General features: G+C 67.6%; 15 protein-coding genes and 1 tRNA gene. 8 read left to right on the plus strand and 8 right to left on the minus strand.

The window, feature by feature from the left end:
- Positions 1-100 precede the first annotated feature (100 nt).
- A complete protein-coding gene (locus ACFQBT_RS16130) occupies positions 101-1,177 on the minus strand; it encodes a 2,3-butanediol dehydrogenase (RefSeq protein ID WP_377824230.1) in 1,077 nt (358 codons plus the stop codon).
- 178 nt (positions 1,178-1,355) lie between these two features.
- On the minus strand, positions 1,356-1,925 hold the full coding sequence (locus ACFQBT_RS16135) for a TetR/AcrR family transcriptional regulator (RefSeq protein ID WP_377824232.1): 570 nt from the start codon (positions 1,923-1,925) through the stop codon (positions 1,356-1,358).
- A 72-nt stretch (positions 1,926-1,997) separates the two neighbouring features.
- Here ACFQBT_RS16135 and ACFQBT_RS16140 point away from each other — a divergent pair, with 72 nt between their 5' ends.
- From ACFQBT_RS16140 to ACFQBT_RS16170, 7 genes are all read left to right on the plus strand, one after another.
- The gene (locus ACFQBT_RS16140; protein ID WP_377824234.1) at positions 1,998-3,131 is read left to right on the plus strand and encodes an acyl-CoA dehydrogenase family protein; all 1,134 of its coding nucleotides are present in this window, start codon (positions 1,998-2,000) and stop codon (positions 3,129-3,131) included.
- Positions 3,132-3,133: 2 nt separating this feature from the next.
- The gene (locus tag ACFQBT_RS16145; protein ID WP_377824236.1) at positions 3,134-3,889 is read left to right on the plus strand and encodes an SDR family NAD(P)-dependent oxidoreductase; all 756 of its coding nucleotides are present in this window, start codon (positions 3,134-3,136) and stop codon (positions 3,887-3,889) included.
- 40 nt (positions 3,890-3,929) lie between these two features.
- Positions 3,930-5,339, plus strand: a complete 1,410-nt coding sequence (locus ACFQBT_RS16150) for an AAA family ATPase (protein WP_377824238.1) — start codon at positions 3,930-3,932, stop codon at positions 5,337-5,339.
- A 95-nt stretch (positions 5,340-5,434) separates the two neighbouring features.
- Positions 5,435-6,400 carry an alpha/beta hydrolase gene (locus ACFQBT_RS16155; RefSeq protein WP_377824240.1) on the plus strand — a complete coding sequence of 322 codons (966 nt, stop codon included), beginning with the start codon at positions 5,435-5,437 and terminating at the stop codon, positions 6,398-6,400.
- 78 nt (positions 6,401-6,478) lie between these two features.
- Complete coding sequence (gene acmB / locus ACFQBT_RS16160) at positions 6,479-7,684, plus strand: methyl acetate hydrolase AcmB (protein WP_377824242.1); 1,206 nt, start codon at positions 6,479-6,481, stop codon at positions 7,682-7,684.
- Between the two features lie 90 nt (positions 7,685-7,774).
- Positions 7,775-8,839: a helix-turn-helix domain-containing protein gene (locus tag ACFQBT_RS16165; protein WP_377824244.1), complete on the plus strand. Its 1,065-nt coding sequence runs from the start codon at positions 7,775-7,777 to the stop codon at positions 8,837-8,839.
- A 246-nt stretch (positions 8,840-9,085) separates the two neighbouring features.
- Positions 9,086-9,493 carry an NUDIX hydrolase gene (locus ACFQBT_RS16170; protein WP_377825525.1) on the plus strand — a complete coding sequence of 136 codons (408 nt, stop codon included), beginning with the start codon at positions 9,086-9,088 and terminating at the stop codon, positions 9,491-9,493.
- 821 nt (positions 9,494-10,314) lie between these two features.
- Here ACFQBT_RS16170 and ACFQBT_RS16175 read toward each other — a convergent pair.
- The 5 genes from ACFQBT_RS16175 to purL form a co-directional block, all read right to left on the minus strand.
- Positions 10,315-10,387, minus strand: a tRNA-Thr gene (locus tag ACFQBT_RS16175).
- A gap of 237 nt (positions 10,388-10,624) precedes the next feature.
- Positions 10,625-12,790 carry a catalase/peroxidase HPI gene (gene katG / locus ACFQBT_RS16180; RefSeq protein WP_377825527.1) on the minus strand — a complete coding sequence of 722 codons (2,166 nt, stop codon included), beginning with the start codon at positions 12,788-12,790 and terminating at the stop codon, positions 10,625-10,627.
- Between the two features lie 81 nt (positions 12,791-12,871).
- Positions 12,872-13,309: a Fur family transcriptional regulator gene (locus ACFQBT_RS16185; protein WP_377825529.1), complete on the minus strand. Its 438-nt coding sequence runs from the start codon at positions 13,307-13,309 to the stop codon at positions 12,872-12,874.
- A gap of 175 nt (positions 13,310-13,484) precedes the next feature.
- Positions 13,485-14,342 carry an SDR family oxidoreductase gene (locus tag ACFQBT_RS16190; protein ID WP_377824246.1) on the minus strand — a complete coding sequence of 286 codons (858 nt, stop codon included), beginning with the start codon at positions 14,340-14,342 and terminating at the stop codon, positions 13,485-13,487.
- An 18-nt stretch (positions 14,343-14,360) separates the two neighbouring features.
- Complete coding sequence (purL, locus tag ACFQBT_RS16195; RefSeq protein WP_377824248.1) at positions 14,361-18,287, minus strand: phosphoribosylformylglycinamidine synthase; 3,927 nt, start codon at positions 18,285-18,287, stop codon at positions 14,361-14,363.
- Positions 18,288-18,363: 76 nt separating this feature from the next.
- Here purL and ACFQBT_RS16200 point away from each other — a divergent pair, with 76 nt between their 5' ends.
- Positions 18,364-19,452 carry an SLC13 family permease gene (locus ACFQBT_RS16200; RefSeq protein WP_377824250.1) on the plus strand — a complete coding sequence of 363 codons (1,089 nt, stop codon included), beginning with the start codon at positions 18,364-18,366 and terminating at the stop codon, positions 19,450-19,452.
- Here the strand turns inward: ACFQBT_RS16200 and ACFQBT_RS19950 are convergent.
- A complete protein-coding gene (locus ACFQBT_RS19950) occupies positions 19,445-19,906 on the minus strand; it encodes a DUF402 domain-containing protein (RefSeq protein WP_465252293.1) in 462 nt (153 codons plus the stop codon). The genes ACFQBT_RS16200 and ACFQBT_RS19950 overlap by 8 nt on opposite strands.
- Positions 19,907-19,912: the final 6 nt, after the last annotated feature.

Below are 19,912 nucleotides of genomic sequence, written 5' to 3' on the forward strand. Positions count from 1 at the left end.
GCTCCAGCATCGCGCCGCCTTGGCACCTGAGAACGCCGGGCGCGTTACGGGTACGTCAAGACTTTCTGGGAATCTGCTGAACGCGACCGCCCATCCCGCCTCACAATCCGGCGCCGCTGGGCGACACGAGGATCTTGACCGCGGTCTCGTTGCGGTTGATCAGAGTGTCGAACCCTTCGTCGATGAGCTGGTCCAGACCGATCCGTCCCGTGATGAACGGACCGAGGTCGACCTTGCCCTCTTCGACCAACGCGATCGTGTCCGGGTGGGAGTTGACGTAGGCGATAGTGCCGCGAATGTCCAACTCCTTCAACACGATCGCCTGCATGTCGAAACTGGCGCGCTTGCCCCAGATCGACACGTTGACCAGGACACCGCGCGGCCGCAGCGCCTCCACGAGGGTATCCAGGGCCGGTTGCACCGAGGTGCATTCGAATCCCACGTCGGCGCCGCGGCCTCCGGTCGCCTCCCGGACCTTGGCCACGACATCGTCCGCGCCGGGGTCGAGCACCAGTTTCGCCACTCCCGTCTGCTCGGCTCGCTGCCGCCGCAGCGGACTGGGCTCGCTGATGATGACTGTTGCACCGAGGGCAGTGAGGACTGCGGAGGTCAGCAACCCGATCGGTCCGGCACCGGTCACCAACGCAACATCGCCGGCTTGCACACCGGAGCGCTCCGCCGCGTGGTAGCCAACCGACAGCGGCTCTAGGAGCGCCGCCTGATCGAGCGGTACGGCGTCGGAGACCCGGTGCGCCCAGCGCCGGTCGACCACGATCTTCTCCGCGAGGCCGCCGCCACCACCGCCGAGACCGATGAAGTTCATGTCCGGGGACAGGTGGTAGTCGTCGCTGTCCGGGCCGGTGTCGACATCGTCGTGCACGATGTAGGGCTCGACGACCACGTGATCTCCGGGTGAGAGGTCCTCGACGCCTTCGCCCACGGCGTACACGACCCCGGACATCTCATGGCCCAAGGTGACGGGCGCCGACTCCCCGCTGATCGGCTGCGGGTGTCCGGCGGGCGGGATGAAGATCGGCCCCTCGGCGTACTCGTGCAGATCCGTCCCGCAGATGCCGCACCAGGCGACGTCGATGCCCACCTGCCCCGGTCCGACCTGCGGTTCGGGGATGTCCTCGATCCGGATGTCGCCGCGGTCGTAGTAACGCGCTGCTCTCATGTCGACTCCTTTGTCGCCTGTGTCGGAACCTGATCGGTCCTGAACCAGAGCGTGCCCGCGGCAAGGTGCGGGCGCCACCGTTGCGACACGTTGCACCCTCTTCGACGGCTGGGAGTCGGTCGAGATGGCACTGCCGCCCAGATGGCGGTGCTCTACCCGGCGTACCAGGCGCTGCCGGTCAACGCGGACTGACGGCGCTGACGATCAGCGCGGCCAGTTGCCGGTAGGCGTCGGCGTCATCCAGTCCGGTGCGCTCGCGCAGCTCGCCGGTTTGGATGGACTCCATGGCCTGTGCGGCGATGGCAGCGATGAAGCCGGCGTTCACGGCTCGCCGTCTCGGCGCGGCGTTCTGGACGAGCTGCCGCACTCGCTCGGCAGCGAAAGCCGTGTTCTGCGAGTAGATTTCACGTGCGGGAGCAAACCCTTGCAGGTCGTCGTAGAACGCTGCCCCGGCCGGCTCGAGCGCGCGCCCGATCGCCGACAGGTAGGTGTCGATCCGCCGGACCGGGTCGTCCACCCGGGCAAGCTCAGCCTCTACCTGGTCGGTCGCCCGCCGGAAGAACGTGCGCAGCACCACGGCGATCAGCTGCTCTTTGCTGTCGGCCAGTTCGTAGAGCGTGGCCTTCGAGCACTGCAACCGCTCGGCGAGGTCCGCCATCGAGAACGCCCCGAAGCCCTCGTCCAGGAAGAGTTCGATCAACCCGTCCAGGATCTGCTCCTGTCGGACGGAGCGCTTGCGGACGGCCACGTTCTGAAGTGTACTGAGAACCGAACCTGAGTACACCGATCCGAACTGCACGTCGAACCGTATGGAGGACCAGTGCCCGTCGAACGCCTGCTGGATGAGGATGGGGTGGACCTGGTAGCACTGACCCGGGAGATCGCCGCGAAGGAGTTGGCGCCGTACGTCGATGCGGCCGAACGCGACGCGACGTTCCCGCGGGAAGCCTTCCGCACGTTGGGCCGGGCCGGTTTGCTCGGCTTGCCCTACCCCAAGGAGTACGGCGGCGGCGGCCAGCCGTACGAGGTGTACCTGCAGGTGGTGGAAGAGATCGCGACCGCCTGGGCAGCGGTCGGTGTCGGGGTCAGCGTGCATGCGCTCAGTTGCTTCGGCCTCTTCCACGCGGGAACGCCGGAGCAGAAGGACCGGTGGTTGCCGGACATGCTCGGCGGTGAACTACTCGGCGCCTACTGCCTTTCCGAAGCCCACGCCGGGTCGGACCCTGCCGCGATGCGGACGACCGCGCGACAGGAAGGCGACGAGTACGTCATCAACGGAGCCAAGGCGTGGACCACGCACGGCGGTGAGGCCGACTACTACAAGGTGATGGCCCGGGCCGACGAGGGCATCACCTGCTTCCTGGTCCCGGCGTCAGCGGAAGGTCTGGTCGCCGATCCGCCGGAGAAGAAGATGGGCCTGATGAGCTCGACGACCGCCACGATGCGCTTCGAGCAGGTGCGGGTGCCGGTCGAGCGGCGACTGGGCGCGGAGGGGCAGGGACTGTCCATTGCGTTGGCCGGATTGGACAGCGGCCGGCTCGGGATCGCCGCCGTCGCGACGGGTGTGGCGCAGGCGGCGCTCAACGTCGCCGTCGCCTACGCCAAGGACCGCGAGGCCTTCGGTGTGCCGATCATCGACCATCAAGGTCTCTCCTTCCTGCTCGCCGACATGGCGGCGGCCGTCGAATCGGCCCGCTCGACGTACCTTTTCGCTGCGCGCCTGCGCGACGCGGGGCGCCCCTTCTCCCGCCAGGCCTCGATCGCCAAGCTGGTCGCGACCGACAACGCGATGCGGGTGACCACGGACGCGGTGCAGGTGCTCGGCGGCGCGGGATACACCAAGGACTTCCCGGTCGAGCGCTACATGCGCGAGACCAAGGTGATGCAGATCTTCGAAGGAACCAACCAGATCCAGCGCCTGGTGATCGGGCGCGACCTCAAGAAGAAGGGCTGAACATGGACCTGCAGGGTACGTCGGCAGTTGTGTCGGGGGGCGCGTCCGGCTTGGGTGCGGCAACGGCTAAAGCACTCGCGGACAGGGGCGCCGCAGTCTTCGCGCTCGACCTGGCGCCGTCCATCGAGAAGGCCGAAAAGACCCAGGGCGTAACGCTTCTCGAGGCTGACGTCACGAACCCGGAGCAGGTCCGGCAGGTCATCGCCTCGGCGGCGGAGTTCGCCCCGTTGCGGACGGCGGTGTCGTGCGCCGGCATCGGGCCGCCGAAGCGGATCCTGAGCCGAGAGGGTGTGGCCGATCTGGAGCTGTTCTCCCGGATCGTCACCATCAATCTGGTCGGCACCTACACCGTCATGGCCCTTGCGGCAGAGGCTATTTCGAAGACGCCCGAGCTCGAGCACGGTCAGCGCGGCGTCATCGTCAACACCGCCTCGATCGCGGCGTTCGAGGGCCAGATCGGTCAGGTCGCCTACGCCTCCTCCAAGGGCGGCGTGGTCGGCATGACCCTGCCGGCGGCGCGTGACCTTGCCCAGTTCGGGATCCGGGTGTGCACGATCGCCCCGGGCATCATCGACACCCCGCTGCTGGCCAGCCTGGGTGATGAGGTGCGTTCATCGCTGGCCGCGGGCGTGCCGTTCCCGCACCGGCTCGGCCAGCCGGAGGAGTACGCACGCCTCGTCACGATGATCATCGAGCACGACTACCTCAACGGCGAGACGATCCGCATGGACGGCGCGCTGCGGATGGCACCCAGATAATTGCCGTTCCGATGTCGGAGTCGTTCGCTATCTTCTGCCCATGACCCAGCAGGACGAGGACGACATCACCCTCGATGACTTCATGCGCTCGTTCGCCCGCTTCATGACGGTCGCCAACGAGCGTGAAGCTGCCGGTCAGGACAACGGTAACCCATCCGTCGGGGAGGTCGTGCGCGACCATCTCGGCGTCGACCCCGGTGATGTCGCCGTGGTCACCGAACGCGTCTCCCGACTGCGCAGCGTCGACGCGGCCGTCGCGATCGATGAGGTGATCGGCCGGCACGGCGGCGGGCAGCTGCTCGGCGTTGCCGGCGGCGATCAACGGATGCACCATTCGTTCTCGGAGCTGGCGCAGAACACCTGGCGGCAGTTCCGGATCGGAGCGGTCGACTACGACCGGGTCGCCGTCGGCGCACAGGAGCAACGACGCGTCGTCACCTTCGGCCTGCGCCTGTTCCGCTACGAGGGTCTGCCTGTCGCGCTGATGCAGCGTGCGCCCTCACCCCGGTTCGGGGAGGAAGGCGTCCTGGAGGTGATGTGCGCCGACGAGGAGGCAACGCTGCGGCTGATCGAGGAGATCCGCACGGCGATGGTCGAGCACAGCGTGCTGCGCGGGAAGGTCCTCACCTTCTCCGCGACGCCGTTCGGTGGGAACGAGGCCGACGGGATCACGTTCGTCGAGCGGCATCCGATGTCAGCAGACGACGTGATCCTGCCGCCCGGTGTCCTGGCCCGCATCGAGCGACAGGTGGCCGGCGTCGCGCGGCACCGGGCCGCCCTGCGTGCCGCCGGCCAGCACCTCAAGCGTGGCGTGCTGCTGTACGGGCCTCCTGGGACCGGCAAAACGCACACAGTGCGCTACCTGGTCGGCCAGAGTCCGGATGCCACCGTGGTGCTTCTGGCCGGCACGAATCTGGGACTGGTGCGGGCCGCGGCCGAGGTGGCCCGGATGCTGCAACCGGCGATCATCGTCCTCGAAGACTGCGACTTGATCGCCGAGGAGCGATCGATGCACCACGGACCTCAGCCGCTTCTCTTCGAGGTGCTCGATGCCATGGACGGGCTGAGCGGCGATTGCGACGTAGCGTTCATCCTGACCACGAACCGGGCCGATCTGTTGGAGCGAGCGCTCTCGCAGCGACCCGGGCGGGTGGATCTTGCCGTGGAAGTGCCGCTGCCCGATCGGGCCGCGCGGGTGAAGCTGTTCGAGCTGTACTGTGCGGGACTGCCGTTCGGGGCCGGGACGCTGCAGTCGGCAGCCGACAAGACGGCCGGTGTCACCGCATCGTTCGTGAAGGAGGCTGCTCGGCGCGCAGTGCTGCGGGCATCCGAAGCCGACCGGCCGATACGCGACGAGGACCTCTTGGCGGCGGTATCGGAAATGACCGGTGACACCGAGCGCATCACCAGATCACTGCTCGGTTCGGGCGATGCCGCTGAGCCCGATTGATCGGGCGAGATCCCGCCAGGTGGCGGGATCCGGTGCGGAAAGCAGGACGGGTTGGCGGTTCCGGGCCGGCGGAGCAGCGTTCTAGGCTGCCGTCTGTGACCCAGATCACGACGCGTGTCGACTTCGATCCTGAGCTCAAAGCGGGCTTGGCGGTTGTCGGTGGCGTGTTCCCCCCGACGATCACGCCGGATCTGATCGGCTTCATGCGCCGGTCCTACGCGTCACCGCCGATCGCCGAGATCCTGCAGGGCCGGGAGGTCACTCACGAGGAGTACACGATCACGGCACACGCCGGTGATCCCATGGTCGTCTCGGTGTTCCGCAGCCCGCACGCGAGCGGCACGCGCCCGGCGATCGTCTACGCCCACTCCGGCGGGCTGATGTTCGGCGATCGTTTCAACGCCCTGGATCTGAATCTGGAGTGGGTCGAGCGACTGGGCGCGGTTCTGATCTGCCCCGAATACCGGCTGGCCCCGGAGTTCCGCGACCCCTACGCACGCGAGGACATGTACGCCGCCCTCGAGTGGGCAGCCCACAACGCCGCCGCCCTGCAGATCGACCTGGGGCGGCTCATGGTGGCCGGCGCCAGCTGCGGGGGCGGACTGGCCGCCGGTCTCGCGCTCGCTGCCCGCGATCGCAGCGGCCCGAGTTTGTGCGGCCAACTTCTCATCTACCCCATGCTCGATGACCGCAACTGCACCGCGTCGACCTTTGAATTCGATGGCGTCGGGGTGTGGGACCGGGTGAGCAACCAGACCGGCTGGCAGGCATCGCTCGGTGAGCTGTACGGCGGGCCGGACGTCTCGCCGTACGTCGCCCCCGCGCGGGCCACCGACCTCAGCCGCCTACCGCCGGCGTTCCTGGACGTCGGCACCGCCGAAATCTTCCGCGACGAGACGGTGGCCTATGCCGCGGCGCTCTGGTCCGCCGGCGTCAACGCCGAGTTGCACGTGTGGCCGGGGGCGTTCCATGCCTGCGACATCTTCGCCCAGCACACCGCGCTGGCCAAGGCGATGATCCGGACCCGGTTCGCCTGGATCGAACGGACCCTCGCGGACTAGCAACACCACAACCCACCAGCCACGGCGCGACCACAGTGGTCGCACCGCGATGAAGTACACCCTCGAAAGGAACGATCCATGAGTGCTCCCACCACCGACACCAACGCAGTTGCCGCTGCGGCGGACGCAGTCATCCAGGCCGCCCCGACGGCCGGCGACGGAGTGCCCGGCGTGGTCGCCGGCGTCACCACCGACAAGGAGACGGTCTACCTCGGCGCTGCCGGCGTGCGCGATCTCGCCTCCGGCACACCGATGACCACGGACACCACGTTCGCGATCTTCTCTACGACCAAGGCGCTCACCGCCACCGCTGCACTGCAGCTGCTCGAATCCGGCGACCTGGACCTGGATGCCCCGGCCGAGAACTACGCGCCGGCCGTTGGCGAGCTGCAGGTCATCGAGGGTTTCGACAACGCCGGCCAGCCCATCCTGCGAGCGCCGGCCTCCAAGATCACTCCACGTCAGTTGCTCTTGCACACAGCGGGATTCGGCTATGACTTCTTCAACGAGACGTACAACCGCCTCGCCCGGGAGCACGGCCAGCCGTCCATCGTGACGGCCACGATGCGGTCCTTGCAGACCCCGCTGCTCTTCGACCCGGGCACCCAGTGGGAGTACGGCACCAACATGGACTGGCTGGGCCAGGTCATCGAGGGCATCACCGGCCAACGTCTCGGTGATGTCCTGGCGCAGCGCGTCTTCGGCCCGCTCGGGATGACCAGCTCCTCCTTCTGTCTGACCGAGGATCTGGCCAGCCGCTTGGCGACCATGCACCAGCGCGAGGCCGACGGGACCTTGACGCCGATGCCGGACTTCGTGCCGCCGGCTGATCCCGAGGTGCACATGGGAGGGCACGGAGTCATCTCCACCGTCGAGGACTACCTGAAGTTCATCCGCATGTGGCTGGCGGACGGCCGCACCGACTCCGGCCAGCAGGTGCTGCGCAAGGAGACCGTCGAGTACGCCGCGCAGAACCACCTGGGCGAGCTGAAGGTCAAGATGCTGCCCGGCGTCATCCCCAGCCTGTCCAACGACGCAGAGTTCTTCCCGGGGATGCCCAAGTCCTGGTCGTTCAGCTTCATGGTCAACGAGGAAGACGCCCCGACCGGTCGTCCGGCTGGTTCGCTGGCCTGGGCGGGTCTGGCGAACCTCTACTACTGGATCGACCGGAGCAACAAGATCGGCGGCTACTGGGCCACCCAGATCCTCCCGTTCGCCGACGCGGCGTCGGTCGGCGGCTACCTGGAGATGGAGACCTCTGTCTACCGGGCACTGAAGGGCTGACTCGCAGCGGCGCAGTGGTGGGTCGGGCAAGCGCCGGCGCCCGACCCACCGATCGCGCTACTGTCACGAGATCAGCGACGAAGGAGTCCGATGCAGGAGTTGCTCGGCCGGATCACGGCCCTCGACCCCAGCGCGAGCCTGGGGATCCGGGTCATCGCCTGCTTCGACGAACTCATGGTCGGGCAGGTCAACCTGCACGGCCTGCTCGCTACCGCTGCGGCACTGGCGGGCGTCCCGGCCGGTGTCGACCACGCCGGCCGAGTCACCCGGGTCGGGCCGGACGGCGAGCGGCTCCCCGCTGACCGGGCACCGCATACTGCGCCCCGAGAACCGATCGATGACGGCACCGAGGTGTGGATCGAGCGGGTCGGCGATCCCGAGCCCAACGACGCCATCATCCTGGAGCGATTGGCCCTTGCCGTCCGGGTCCGCCTGTCCGGCACGCGCGAGGGCTGGGTCGCCCGGGACCTGCCGCACCTGATCCGCACGGAGTCCTCGGCCGAGGAACGGCGCGAGAGCGCCAGCCGACTCGGCCTGTCACCGCACGGCACCTATCGGATAGTGTCGGCGCCCCTCTTCGCACAATGGGAGTCCCACGTCGGCTGGCCGAGCGACGTCGTACCCACCACCCATGGCACCCTGCACGTGCTGGTCGCGCCCGCCACGACCACAACGGTCGCGGCCAGTCCGTGCGGCATCGGGGTCGCGGCCGGCGTCGACGACCTGCCGCGCTCGTTCCAGTCCGCCCTCGTGGCGTTGCGGCTCGCCCGACCGCCGCAGGAGAAGGTCGTCTGCGCGGATCAGTTCGGTGGTTTGGTGGACCTGCTCGGGGATCCGGCGACGCTGGCAGCCAACCCCGACGTCAAGGCCATCGATGCCCTGCTGGAGTATCCGTGGGCCGGCGGGACGATCGAAGCGCTGCTGGCCACTACCACCGCACGGCAGGCCGCGCGCACCCTCGGCGTGCACCACAGCACCGTCCAGACCCGGCTGGAGACCGTGCGTACGACGATCGGTTTCGACCCACTGCAAGGTTACGGACGCACCCGGCTTGGAATCGCCTACCTGTCGTCGCGGCTGATCAACTCGCGGGTACTCGATCTGCCCGTGCCCGGGGATACCGCCTCGATCCCGCACGAAGCCAGCAACCAGTAGGTACAGCTGCGTCAGCGACGACCGCCGGGAGCAACGCATCGAAGGCTTCACTCTCGGCCTTCCCGTCACGGCCGAAAGTCCAACAACAAGAAGCCACTATGAACGCCTGTGACTTCGGTGTCTGGCTAGGGTCAATCAGTGACCGAGTATTGCTACGCATGCGGGTCCCCGGCCCACATCACGGATGACCTGCCGATCTGTCGTGAGCACGGGGTGTTGTGGAAGCTTCGTCGTAATGCGCCATCGGTGTCGGCGTTCATCGTTCGTGACGATCGAATCCTTTTGGGGCGCCGAGCACTCGAACCGTGCGCGGGGTGTTGGGAGACGCCAGGTGGGTATGTGAATCAAGGCGAGCAACCTCGTGACGCCATCCGCCGGGAGGTGCAGGAAGAACTGGGCCTTGAGGTGGTGGTGCTGAGCCTGTACGACGTTTTCGTGCACGAATGGGCTCCAGGACTTTGGGTTCAGAACACCGTCTTCATCTGCGAGCCGAACGACAGCGTCGTCGCGGTTCTCCCCGACGGCGAGGAAACCGTCGACGCGAAATGGTTTCCCCTTGCGCAGTTGCCCGCCGACATGGCGCTGGGGCAGCGCGATCGCATCATCGCCTGGGATGCGGAAGGTTCACGAGATCGTGGCGCGAACACTCCGTGAAACCGTCGTCCGGTCGTGCCACGTTTAACCAGGCTCGATCAGCGCGAGCAACTCATCGGCCGTATGGAACGTGGGCGACGTTATCCTAAGTTCTTCTGGGAGATGCTCACGTTGCCCAGGCCGGGTGAGGCAGGTGGAGGCATCCATCGGCATGATGACCCAGTTAGCGACCTGGGCGCGGAACATCTGTCAACCCTGCCTGAAAGTTACAGCACGGGCGTGTGGGCACATGGAGCGCCAAGACACCACCCGCACGGCGGGGCCACGGCCAAGCTCTCGCGCCGCGGACTGCGGTGACACTCGAAGCGTGCTTCTGCCCGCCGATCACCCCACGGTGTCGTTGACGATACGGGCTAGCGTCTCCGAAACGGCCTAACGAGCCTGCGCACGAGGAGAAGAACTCCGCCCGCCGCAGAGCCAACTGCAATTACCACAAGCGCGACAATGTGGCCACGAACACCAACGAGCAACGAAACCAGGGCTACTACGCCCAGTAGAAATATTGGGATAGCCGATCGCAACTCGCGACGCAGTTCAGCAGTGCGCTGCCTTCGTGATTGTGGATCTACCACCCCGTCAGCCCCCAAAGCGCACGCAGCGACATCTCCGAACCGGCATCTGAGTTGGAAGAAGACTCGTCTAGAGCGCCTTGAGCGCAACCCCTTTCCAACGTAGCGGTCAAGCCGTGCACTAAACGTTCCCCCTATGTTCCGTAAGTGTGTCCTTCGGAGTCTCACCACGTTCACCAGTGGCCACACGCGCTCTGAGTGAAATCACCGCAAATCCGGGGTGAAAACCCTATCTGCAGCGGTGACGCCCGGAGCCGGCGACAGGAGTCGAACCCGCGACATCCTCATTACAAGTGAGGCGCTCTACCAACTGAGCTACGCCGGCGTGCCCGCCGAGGCGAGCCCGCCCGATGCTACCTGCGCGGCCACCCGCGAAGAAAACCGCCGCTGCGCGGGTGACGTGCCGTCACGATTCTGAGGCGATCGCGCATTCTGAGGGAGTACGGAGCGCATCGCGCCCTCAAGAACGTCCATCTCCTCAGAATTGGGGGCCGCCGCTCCTCTGCAACGCGCAAACGGCCCGGACCCCAGCAGCGGGTCCGGGCCGTCGATGCGGAACGGGTCAGACGTCGTACCGGTCGTTGTCCATGACCTTGGCCCACGCAGCCACGAAGTCGTGCACGAACTTCTCCTGGGCGCCGTCCTGCGCGTACACCTCTGCCACTGCGCGCAATTCGGAATTCGAGGAGAAGACCAGGTCGGCGCGGGTGCCCGTCCACGGGCGGCCTTCGGCCTCGAACTCGTCGTTGGATCCCGATGCGTGCCAGACGGTCCCGAGGTCGAGCAGGTTGACGAAGAAGTCGTTCGTCAGCTGACCCGGGCGGTCGGTGAGGACGCCGGCCGTCGAGCCACCCGCGTTCGCGCCGAGCACCCGCAGACCGCCCACCAGCACCGTCATCTGCGGCGCGGTGAGGTTCAGCAGGTTCGCCTTGTCGACCAAGAGGTACTCCGCCGGCAGCTTGGCGTCGGCCCGCACGAAGTTGCGGAAGCCGTCCGCCTTCGGCTCGAGCCATGCGAAGGATTCGACATCGGTCTGCTCCTGCGTCGCGTCGCCGCGACCCGGGGTAAAGGGCACCTCCACCGTGACACCCGCTGCGGCAGCGGCCTGCTCGACACCCACGTTTCCGGCGAGAACCACCGTGTCGGCGAACGTGATGTCGTGCGCGCCGGCGATCTCCTCGAGCGTGGCCAGCACCGAAGCCAGCTGCTGCGGGTCGTTGACCTCCCAACTGCGCTGCGGCTCAAGGCGAATGCGGCCACCGTTGGCGCCGCCGCGCTTGTCCGAGTGCCGGTACGACGCGGCCGCGGCCCACGCAGTCGACACCAGTTGGGCGACCGAGAGCCCCGAGTCCTTGATCGCGGTCTTCACCGCAGCGATCGTCTCGGGGGTGGCGACGTGCGCCGGTGCCGGAATCGGGTCCTGCCACAGCAGTTCCTCGGTGGGCACCTCCGGGCCGAGGTAACGCGACACCGGGCCCATGTCGCGGTGGGTCAGCTTGAACCACGCCCGGGCGAACGCGTCCGCGAACTCCTGCGGGTTCTCCATGAAGCGGCGCGAGATCTTCTCGTACGCCGGGTCCATCCGCAGCGCCAGGTCACTGGTCAGCATCGTCGGCTTGCGCTTGGGGCCGCCCTCGTCGGGCGCGGGAATGATGGCCTCGGCGTCCTTGGCGACCCACTGGTGCGCCCCCGCCGGGGACTGCTCGAGCTCCCACTCGTACCCGAAGAGGATCTCGAAGAAGCGGTTGCTCCATTGCGTCGGAACGTCGGTCCAGGTGACTTCCAGACCCGAGGTGATCGCGTCCTTGCCTGCCCCGGAGCCGTACGTGCTGAGCCAGCCCAAGCCACCGGCCTCCAGGCCCGCAGCTTCCGGCTCGGGACCGACGTGACCATCGGGCGTCGCGGCGCCGTGTGTCTTGCCGAAGGTGTGACCACCGGCGATCAGGGCAACGGTTTCCTCGTCGTTCATGGCCATCCGGCCGAAGGTGTCGCGGATGTCGCGGGCCGAGCCCAGCGGATCCGGGTTGCCCTCGGGGCCTTCGGGGTTGACGTAGATCAGACCCATCTGGACCGCAGCCAGCGGGTTGTCCAGCTCGCGGTCGCCCTGGTAGCGCTGCGAACCGCCCTGGTCGCCACCGAGCCACTCGGTCTCCGGGCCCCAGTAGACGTCGTCGTCCGGCTCCCACGCGTCCACGCGGCCGCCGGCGAAACCGAAGGTCTTGAAGCCCATGGACTCCAGTGCGACGTTGCCGGTGAGGATCAGCAGGTCGGCCCAGGACAGCGCGTTGCCGTACTTCTTCTTGATCGGCCACAGCAACCGGCGGGCCTTGTCCAGGTTGGCGTTGTCCGGCCAGGAGTTGAGCGGAGCGAACCGCTGCTGGCCGGTGCCGGCCCCACCTCGACCGTCCTGGACCCGGTAGGTGCCGGCGCTGTGCCACGCCATGCGGATGGTCAGCGGGCCGTAATGACCGAAGTCGGCGGGCCACCAATCCTGGCTGGTGGTGAGGGTCTTCTCGATGTCCGCTTTGACGGCGGCCAGGTCGAGGCTGTTGAACGCAGTCGCGTAGTCGAACTCCTCGCCCAGCGGGCTCAGGGCCGGCTGGTTCTTGGCCAGGATCTTCAGGTTGAGCCGCTCGGGCCACCACCGGCGGTTCGCGTCCAGCTCGGTGGGCGGCACTCCAGCGTCGTGCAGGACCGGACAGCCACCCGCGGGCGCCTGGTCATCCATCTCGCCGACCACGGCGTTGGCATTCGTCTTGTGGTCGTCCGGGTGAGCCTCGGGAAGGTTCTCGGGCACGGTGAATCCCTTTCAGTGAGTGGTTGATACAGCTTGGGAAGCACAGGCGGGGCACTGGCCCCAATAGACCACCTCGGCTTCGTCGATCACGAAGCCGTGGGTGTCGGACGCCTCGAGGCACGGCGCTGCGCCGACCGCGCAGTCGACATCCGCCACGACACCGCAGCTGCGGCACACGACGTGGTGATGGTTGTCGCCGACGCGCAACTCGTAGCGGGCGACCGAACCGGCGGGTTGGATCTTGCGCACGATGCCGGCATCGGCGAGGACAGCCAACACGTCGTACACCGCTTGTTGGGAGACGGCCGGCACCCGGGTGCGCACGGCTGACAGGACACTCGCGGTGTCGGCGTGCGGGTGCTGGCGTACGGCGTCCAGCACCGCCAGGCGCGGCCGCGTGACGCGCAGGTCGGCGGTTCTGAGTAGCTGCTCGAAATCGCTATCGTCCATTGCCCGCCAACCCTGCAGCCTTTTCTTGAATAATTCAAGTCTAGCCCAGAAGAAGACGGCGAGGAGATCGCGGCGACGGCCCATGCCCACGACTCGCGCCTGTGCAGCACCCCAATCCCGGAGACCGTCCGCGGCGTGGAGGATCTGGTCGAGATCCTCCACGCCTGAACGGTCTTTAGTGCAGCGAGAAGTTGCCGACGTCGCCCTTGGGCTCGACCCAGAAGTCCAGGGCCAGGTCCGCGTCGGTAGCGCCGGGCAGCAGGTACTGGTCGAAGTCGGTGACACCCGCTGCTTCCAGCACGTCGTCGTCGATGAGCAGCTGGCCGGTGCGCTCACGGCTGGGCGTGGTCAGAATCGCGTACGCCGCGTCCGCCATGATCTGCGGCGTCCGGCTGCGCTTCTCCTCGCCCGGAGCGACGATGTTGCGAACGGCGGCCGTGTCGATCGCGGTCCGCGGCCACAGGGAGTTGACCGCCACACCGTCCTCGCGCAATTCACCCGCCAGACCCAGGGTCACCAGCGACATTCCGTACTTGGCGATCGTGTAAGCCGTGAACCCGTTGAACCACTTCTCGTCCAACAGGATTGGCGGAGACAGGGTCAGGATGTGCGGGTTGTCCGACTGACGCAGATGCGGGATCGCGCACCGGGACAGCAGGAAGGCGCCGCGGGTATTGATCTGCGTCATCAGGTCGTACTTCTTCATCGGGATCGTCTCACTGTCGGTCAGATCGATCGCCGACGCATTGTTGACCACGATGTCGATGCCGCCGAATTTCTCAGCGGTCTGCGCCACGGCAGAGGCCACGAACTCGTCATCGCGGACATCGCCCACCAACGGAAGCGCCTGACCGCCGGCCTTCTCGATCGCTTCCGCAGCGGTGTAGATCGTGCCCGGCAACTTCGGGTGCGGCTGCGTGGTCTTGGCCAGCAACGCCACGTTGGCGCCGTCCGCGGCCGCCCGCAGTGCGATCGACTCGCCGATCCCCCGGCTCCCACCGGACATGATGATGGTCTTGCCCTGCAATGACATTCGGACTCCTTTGTCGTTCTAACTCACGAACACCCGAGCATTGCGGAACATCCGCAGCCAGGGACTCTCCTGCTGCACCGGACCAGAAGTCCAGGACATCTGCACGTTACGGCTGACCCGCTCCGGGTGCGGCATCATCGCCGTGAACCGACCGTCATCGGTGGTCACCGCGGTCAGACCCGCGGGTGATCCGTTCGGATTGTGCGGGTACGTCGTGGCGACCTGGCCGTGATGGTCAACGAAGCGCAGCGCCCGGTGGACCTCGTCGAGCGATCCGCGCGCCGCGAAGTTGGCGAAACCCTCGCCGTGCGCAACTGCGATCGGAACCCGACTGCCGGCCATCCCGGCGAAGAGCACCGACGGGGAATCGAGCACTTCGACCTGCGTCAACCGGGCTTCGTACTGCTCCGAGCTGTTGCGGGTGAACAGCGGCCAGGCGTCGGCCCCCGGGATCAGGTCGGCCAATGCCGCGAACATCTGGCATCCGTTGCAGATGCCGAGCCCGAACGTGCCACTGCGATGGAAGAATTCGCGGAACTGCTCCGTGAGGTCCTCATGGAAGAGCACGGATCGGGCCCAGCCCTCCCCCGCACCCAGCGTGTCGCCGTACGAGAATCCACCCGCCGCCACCAGACCGGTGAATTCGGACAGCGCGATCCGGCCGCTCTGCAGATCGGTCATGTGCACGTCGTAGGCGTCGAATCCGGCGCGGTCGAACATGAACGCCGTCTCGACGTGCGAGTTGACGCCCTGCTCACGCAGGACAGCCAGTTTTGGACGGATCCCCTTCGAAACGTACGGCGCGGCAACGTCTTCGGTCGGATCGAACGTCGGCGCCACCACCAGGCCGGGGTCATCCTCAGCGGCGAACGCGGTGTGCTCCTGGTCGGCGCACTCCGGGTTGTCCCGTAGTCGCGCGATGCGCCAGGACACCTCGTCCCAGGCCTGACCCAGATCGCGCAGCGACTCATCGAGCGCGGGAGCGCCGTCGATCGAAACCATCACGCGGCGTGATGAGTTGGGCTCGCCGACCACGGAGTAGGCAAGCCCCCGCGATCGCAGAACGCCTGATGCTGCCTCAAGTGATGCCTTTGGCACCTCCAGCAACACCCCGAGCTCTTCGGTGAACAACGCTGCCACCGAGGGAACCTCGAGTGACACACCGGTCGCACCGGCGAACGCCATCTCACACGCCGCCGCCCACAGGCCGCCGTCGGAGCGATCGTGATACGCGGTGACCAGGTCGGCCGCACGCAATTCGGCCAGCGCATCGGCGAGGGCGAGCAGCTGGTCCGGATCGTCGATGTCGGGCACCTCGGAACCGAACGCATCCGACACCTGAGCCAGCATCGAGCCGCCGAGCCGGTCCTTGCCGGCGCCCAGATCGACCAGCACCAACGTCGTATCACCCTGTAGCGCAGGGGTCCACGTGCCGCGAACGTCAGGCAGAGAGGCGAACGCGGTGACCACGAGCGACACCGGCGACGTCACCTGCTTGGTCACGCCGTCCTCGGACCAGCGCGTCCGCATCGACAGCGAGTCCTTGCCCACCGGCACCGAGATGCCCAACGCCGGGCACAGTTCGAGGGCCACTGCCGCCACCGTGTCGTAGAGCGCGGCGTCCTCCCCGGGTTCACCGCACGCGGCCATCCAGTTGCACGACAGCTTCACGCTCGATAGGGACGCCACCGGCGCAGCCAGCAGGTTGGTCAGCGCTTCGCCGACCGCCATGCGACCCGAAGCCGGAGCGTCCTTTGCTGCCAACGGGGTTCGCTCGCCACTGGCCATCGCTTCGCCCGCGAAACCGACGTGGTCGGCCAGCGTCACGGCGACGTCGGCGACGGGCACCTGCCACGGACCGACCATCTGGTCGCGGTGAGTGAGGCCGCCAACCGTGCGGTCGGCGATCGTGATCAGGAAGCGTTTGCTGGCAACCGACGGGTGGCGCAGCACGGCATACGCCGCCTCCCGTACGTCGATCGCGGACTCGTCGAAGGACGTCCCCGCCCGCTCGACCCGGGTGACGTCTCGTGTCATCCGCGGCGGCTTTCCCAACAGCACCTGCATCGGCATGTCGATGGGCGTATCTCCGGCCGCGACACCGGGGCTGTCGACGCCGACCGGGTCGGGGAACGGTGAGTCCGGCTCGGCAGAACCGGCGGTGACCACCAACTCGCCGTCGTCGGCGGCTACTCCGACCACGGCGTACGGGCAGCGCTCACGCTCGCACAGCGCGGCGAACCGGGGAAGCGAGGTCGGGGCGATCGCCACGACGTAACGCTCCTGCGATTCGTTACACCAGATCTCCTTCGGCGCGAGTCCCGACTCCTCCAACGGCACTGCGGACAGGTCGAATCGGGCACCCAGCCCGGCATCATCGACCAACTCCGGGAACGCGTTGGACAGCCCGCCCGCACCGACGTCGTGGATCGCCAGGATGGGGTTCTGGTCCGGACCGAGCGACCAGCAGTGGTTGATGACTTCCTGGGCGCGGCGCTCGATCTCGGGGTTGCCGCGCTGCACGGAGTCGAAGTCGAGAGCGGCGGCGTTGGTTCCGGCGGCCATCGACGACGCGGCACCGCCGCCCATCCCGATCCTCATGCCGGGTCCGCCGATCTGGATCAGCAAGGTGCCCGCGGGGAACGGGATCTTCTCGACCAGGTCGGCGCTGATCGTGCCCAGGCCGCCCGCGCTCATGATGGGTTTGTGGTAGCCGCGGCGCACTCCGTCGACCGTCTGCTCGTAGACCCGGAAGAAGCCGCCGAGTCCCGGCCGACCGAATTCGTTGTTGAACGCAGCGGCGCCGATCGGGCCCTCGACCATGATCTCCAGTGGTGACGCGATGTGCGCCGGAGACCCGTATTCCTCACTCTCCCAGGGCTCTTCGGTCCCTGGAAGGTGCAGGTTGGAGACCACGAATCCGGTCAGGCCGGCTTTCGGTGCCGACCCGCGACCGGTCGCTCCTTCGTCACGGATCTCGCCGCCGGCACCGGTCGCCGCGCCGGGGAACGGGCTGATGGCGGTCGGGTGGTTGTGGGTCTCGACCTTCATCAGGACGTGCACGTCGTCCTCGCGGCCGCGGTAGACCGAGGGCCCGTCCGTGGCGGTCGGTAGGAAACGAGTACGCCGGCCTCCCACCATGACCGACGCGTTGTCCTTGTAGGCAACAACGGTCCCGGCGCCTGCGACCTGCTCGGTATGCCGGATCATCCCGAAGAGGGACTGCGTCTCGACCTGCCCGTCCACGATGAAGTCGGCGTTGAAGATCTTGTGCCGGCAGTGCTCGGAGTTGGCCTGCGCGAACATCATCAGCTCGACATCGGTGGGGTTGCGCTGCAGACCGGTGAACGACTCGACCAAGTAGTCGATCTCGTCGTCGGACAGGGCCAGGCCGAGCTCCCGGTTGGCCTCCTCCAGCGCCGAGCGACCATGCCGCAGGACGTCGATGTGCTCCATCGGCTCCGGGTCGCGCTCGACGAAGAGGGCGGCGGCATCCTCGCGGTGCGGGAACGCGACCTCGGTCATCCGGTCGTGCAGCACGTCGGCACACGCCGACCACTGCTCACCGGTGAGCGGGGCGGACGAGACCACGGTGAACTCGGTGACCCGCTCGATGCGCTGCACCTCGACCCCGCAGTTGTGGGCGATGTCGGTGGCCTTTGACGCCCACGGCGAGATCGTGCCCAGCCGGGGCGCAACCACGACGAGGGCTCCGCTGTCGTCGGAAGCCCAGGGCTCGCCGTACGTCAGGAGTCGCTCGACCGTCTCGTGGACGGCCGGCGACAACGGAGCGGCACTGGCCACCCAGTGCACGTAGCGGCCACTGACCCCGGTGACGGTGGGGACGAGCGCCTGCAGGCGCGTCGTCAGCCCGGCTGCTCGGAAGGCGGAGAGGGCATTGCCTCCGGGGACGACGGTGAGCACGTGATCGTGCGCAGCGGGCATGCGTGGGTCTCCCCGGGTTTGCGCGGCAGTCTTCCTGCCTCAGATTACCGGTGGGTCGGGCTGCTAGCGTCATGCGGTGCTCAGCGCCCACGAGGTGCTCGATCTCGCGGCACGGGTCGGGCCGGTGCTCGTCTTCCTTGTCGCTATCACCGTCGTCGCCGAAGTCGCCTCCATCGCCGGGGTTTTCGACGTGGCGGCGCATTGGGCCGCACGCGCCGGGGGTCGGCGTACCTGGCGGTTGTGGTTGCTCATCGTGGCGCTGGCGTGCGTCAGCACGATCGTGCTCAGCCTCGACACCACTGCCGTACTGCTCACCCCGGTGGCCATTGCGGTGGCCGCCCAGGTGGGTATCTCACCGGTCCCGTTCGCGATGACAACGCTGTGGCTGGCCAACACCGCCTCCCTGCTGCTGCCGGTCTCGAACCTGACCAACCTGTTGGCGCTGCACCACCTGCCGTCGACGGGCGCCTACCTGCGGCTCTCGTGGGCACCCGCGCTGGCCGCGATCGTTGCCACCGTCGTGGTGCTGTTCGTGCGGCACCGACGGGCGCTGACCGGCACGTACGCCGTGTCGCCGCCTCCGCAAGGGCACGACCGGGTCCTGCTGTGGGTCGCCTCCGTGACGTGTGTCGTGCTGGCTCCGTTGTTCGTCACCGGCGTGACGCCGGCGATCCCGGCCTCGGTGGCGGCGGTGGTGCTCTTAGGGACGTTGCTGGTGCGTTCGCGGTCCAGCCTGCGTTCGGTAGGGGTGCCGTGGCGGCTCGTCGTAGGTGTCATCGTGCTGTTCCTGGTGGTGCAGCTGGCTCTGGACCACGGACTGCGGTCAGTACTCACGTCGGCTGTCGGCTCCGGGACGGGCCCCGGAGCGCTGGCGCGGGTGGCCTCGACCGGAGCGATCTCGGCGAACGCGGTGAACAACCTGCCGGCGTACCTCGCGTTGGAGTCGGTGGCCTCGGACGCTCCGGCCCGGTTGATGGCGTTGTTGATCGGGGTCAACGCCGGGCCGCTGGTCACGGTGTGGGCCTCGCTGGCGACGCTGCTGTGGCGCCAGCGCTGCCGGGCGGCGGGGGTTTCCATCTCGACGCGGCGATTGGCCGGTGAGGGGTTGGTCGCGGCAGTCGCGTCCGTCGGGGCGGCGGTGGTGGCGCTGGTCCTGGTCAGCTAAGCAGCGTCGGGACGGGCCAGTCCGGGTCGGGCGCGAACGTCTCCCAGCCTTGGTTGAACGGAGCGGCCCCGGCGCGGACGACCTCCTCCGCCTCGACGAGTTTTTCGATCAGTTCGTCTGCTTGCTGCCGAGTGAATCGGCCCTGGACCACGGCTAGTTCGAGTTCGTCGACATCCTTCCGGGTCACCTGCCCGCCGGGTTCGACCCAGAGGTTAACGACCAGGTCCCGGCTGCGGGTCTCCCTCGGTCCACGCCGGTGCGGACGGCGGTCCCCGCGGGGAGCCACGCAATCAATGCCTCGGCGTCGTCGCGGATTACCCGCACCGGCGTGACGACGTCCATCCCCGGGTCCCCGTAGCACCAGTTGATCTCGGTACCCGGCGACCAGTAGCTCACGAGAGAACCGTACGACCCGCCCAAGCAGTTCCAGCTTGTGGATAGTGCCGCCGCGCACCCGGCC

Source organism: Branchiibius cervicis, from assembly GCF_042661605.1.
Classification (GTDB): Bacteria; Actinomycetota; Actinomycetes; order Actinomycetales; family Dermatophilaceae; genus Branchiibius; species Branchiibius cervicis.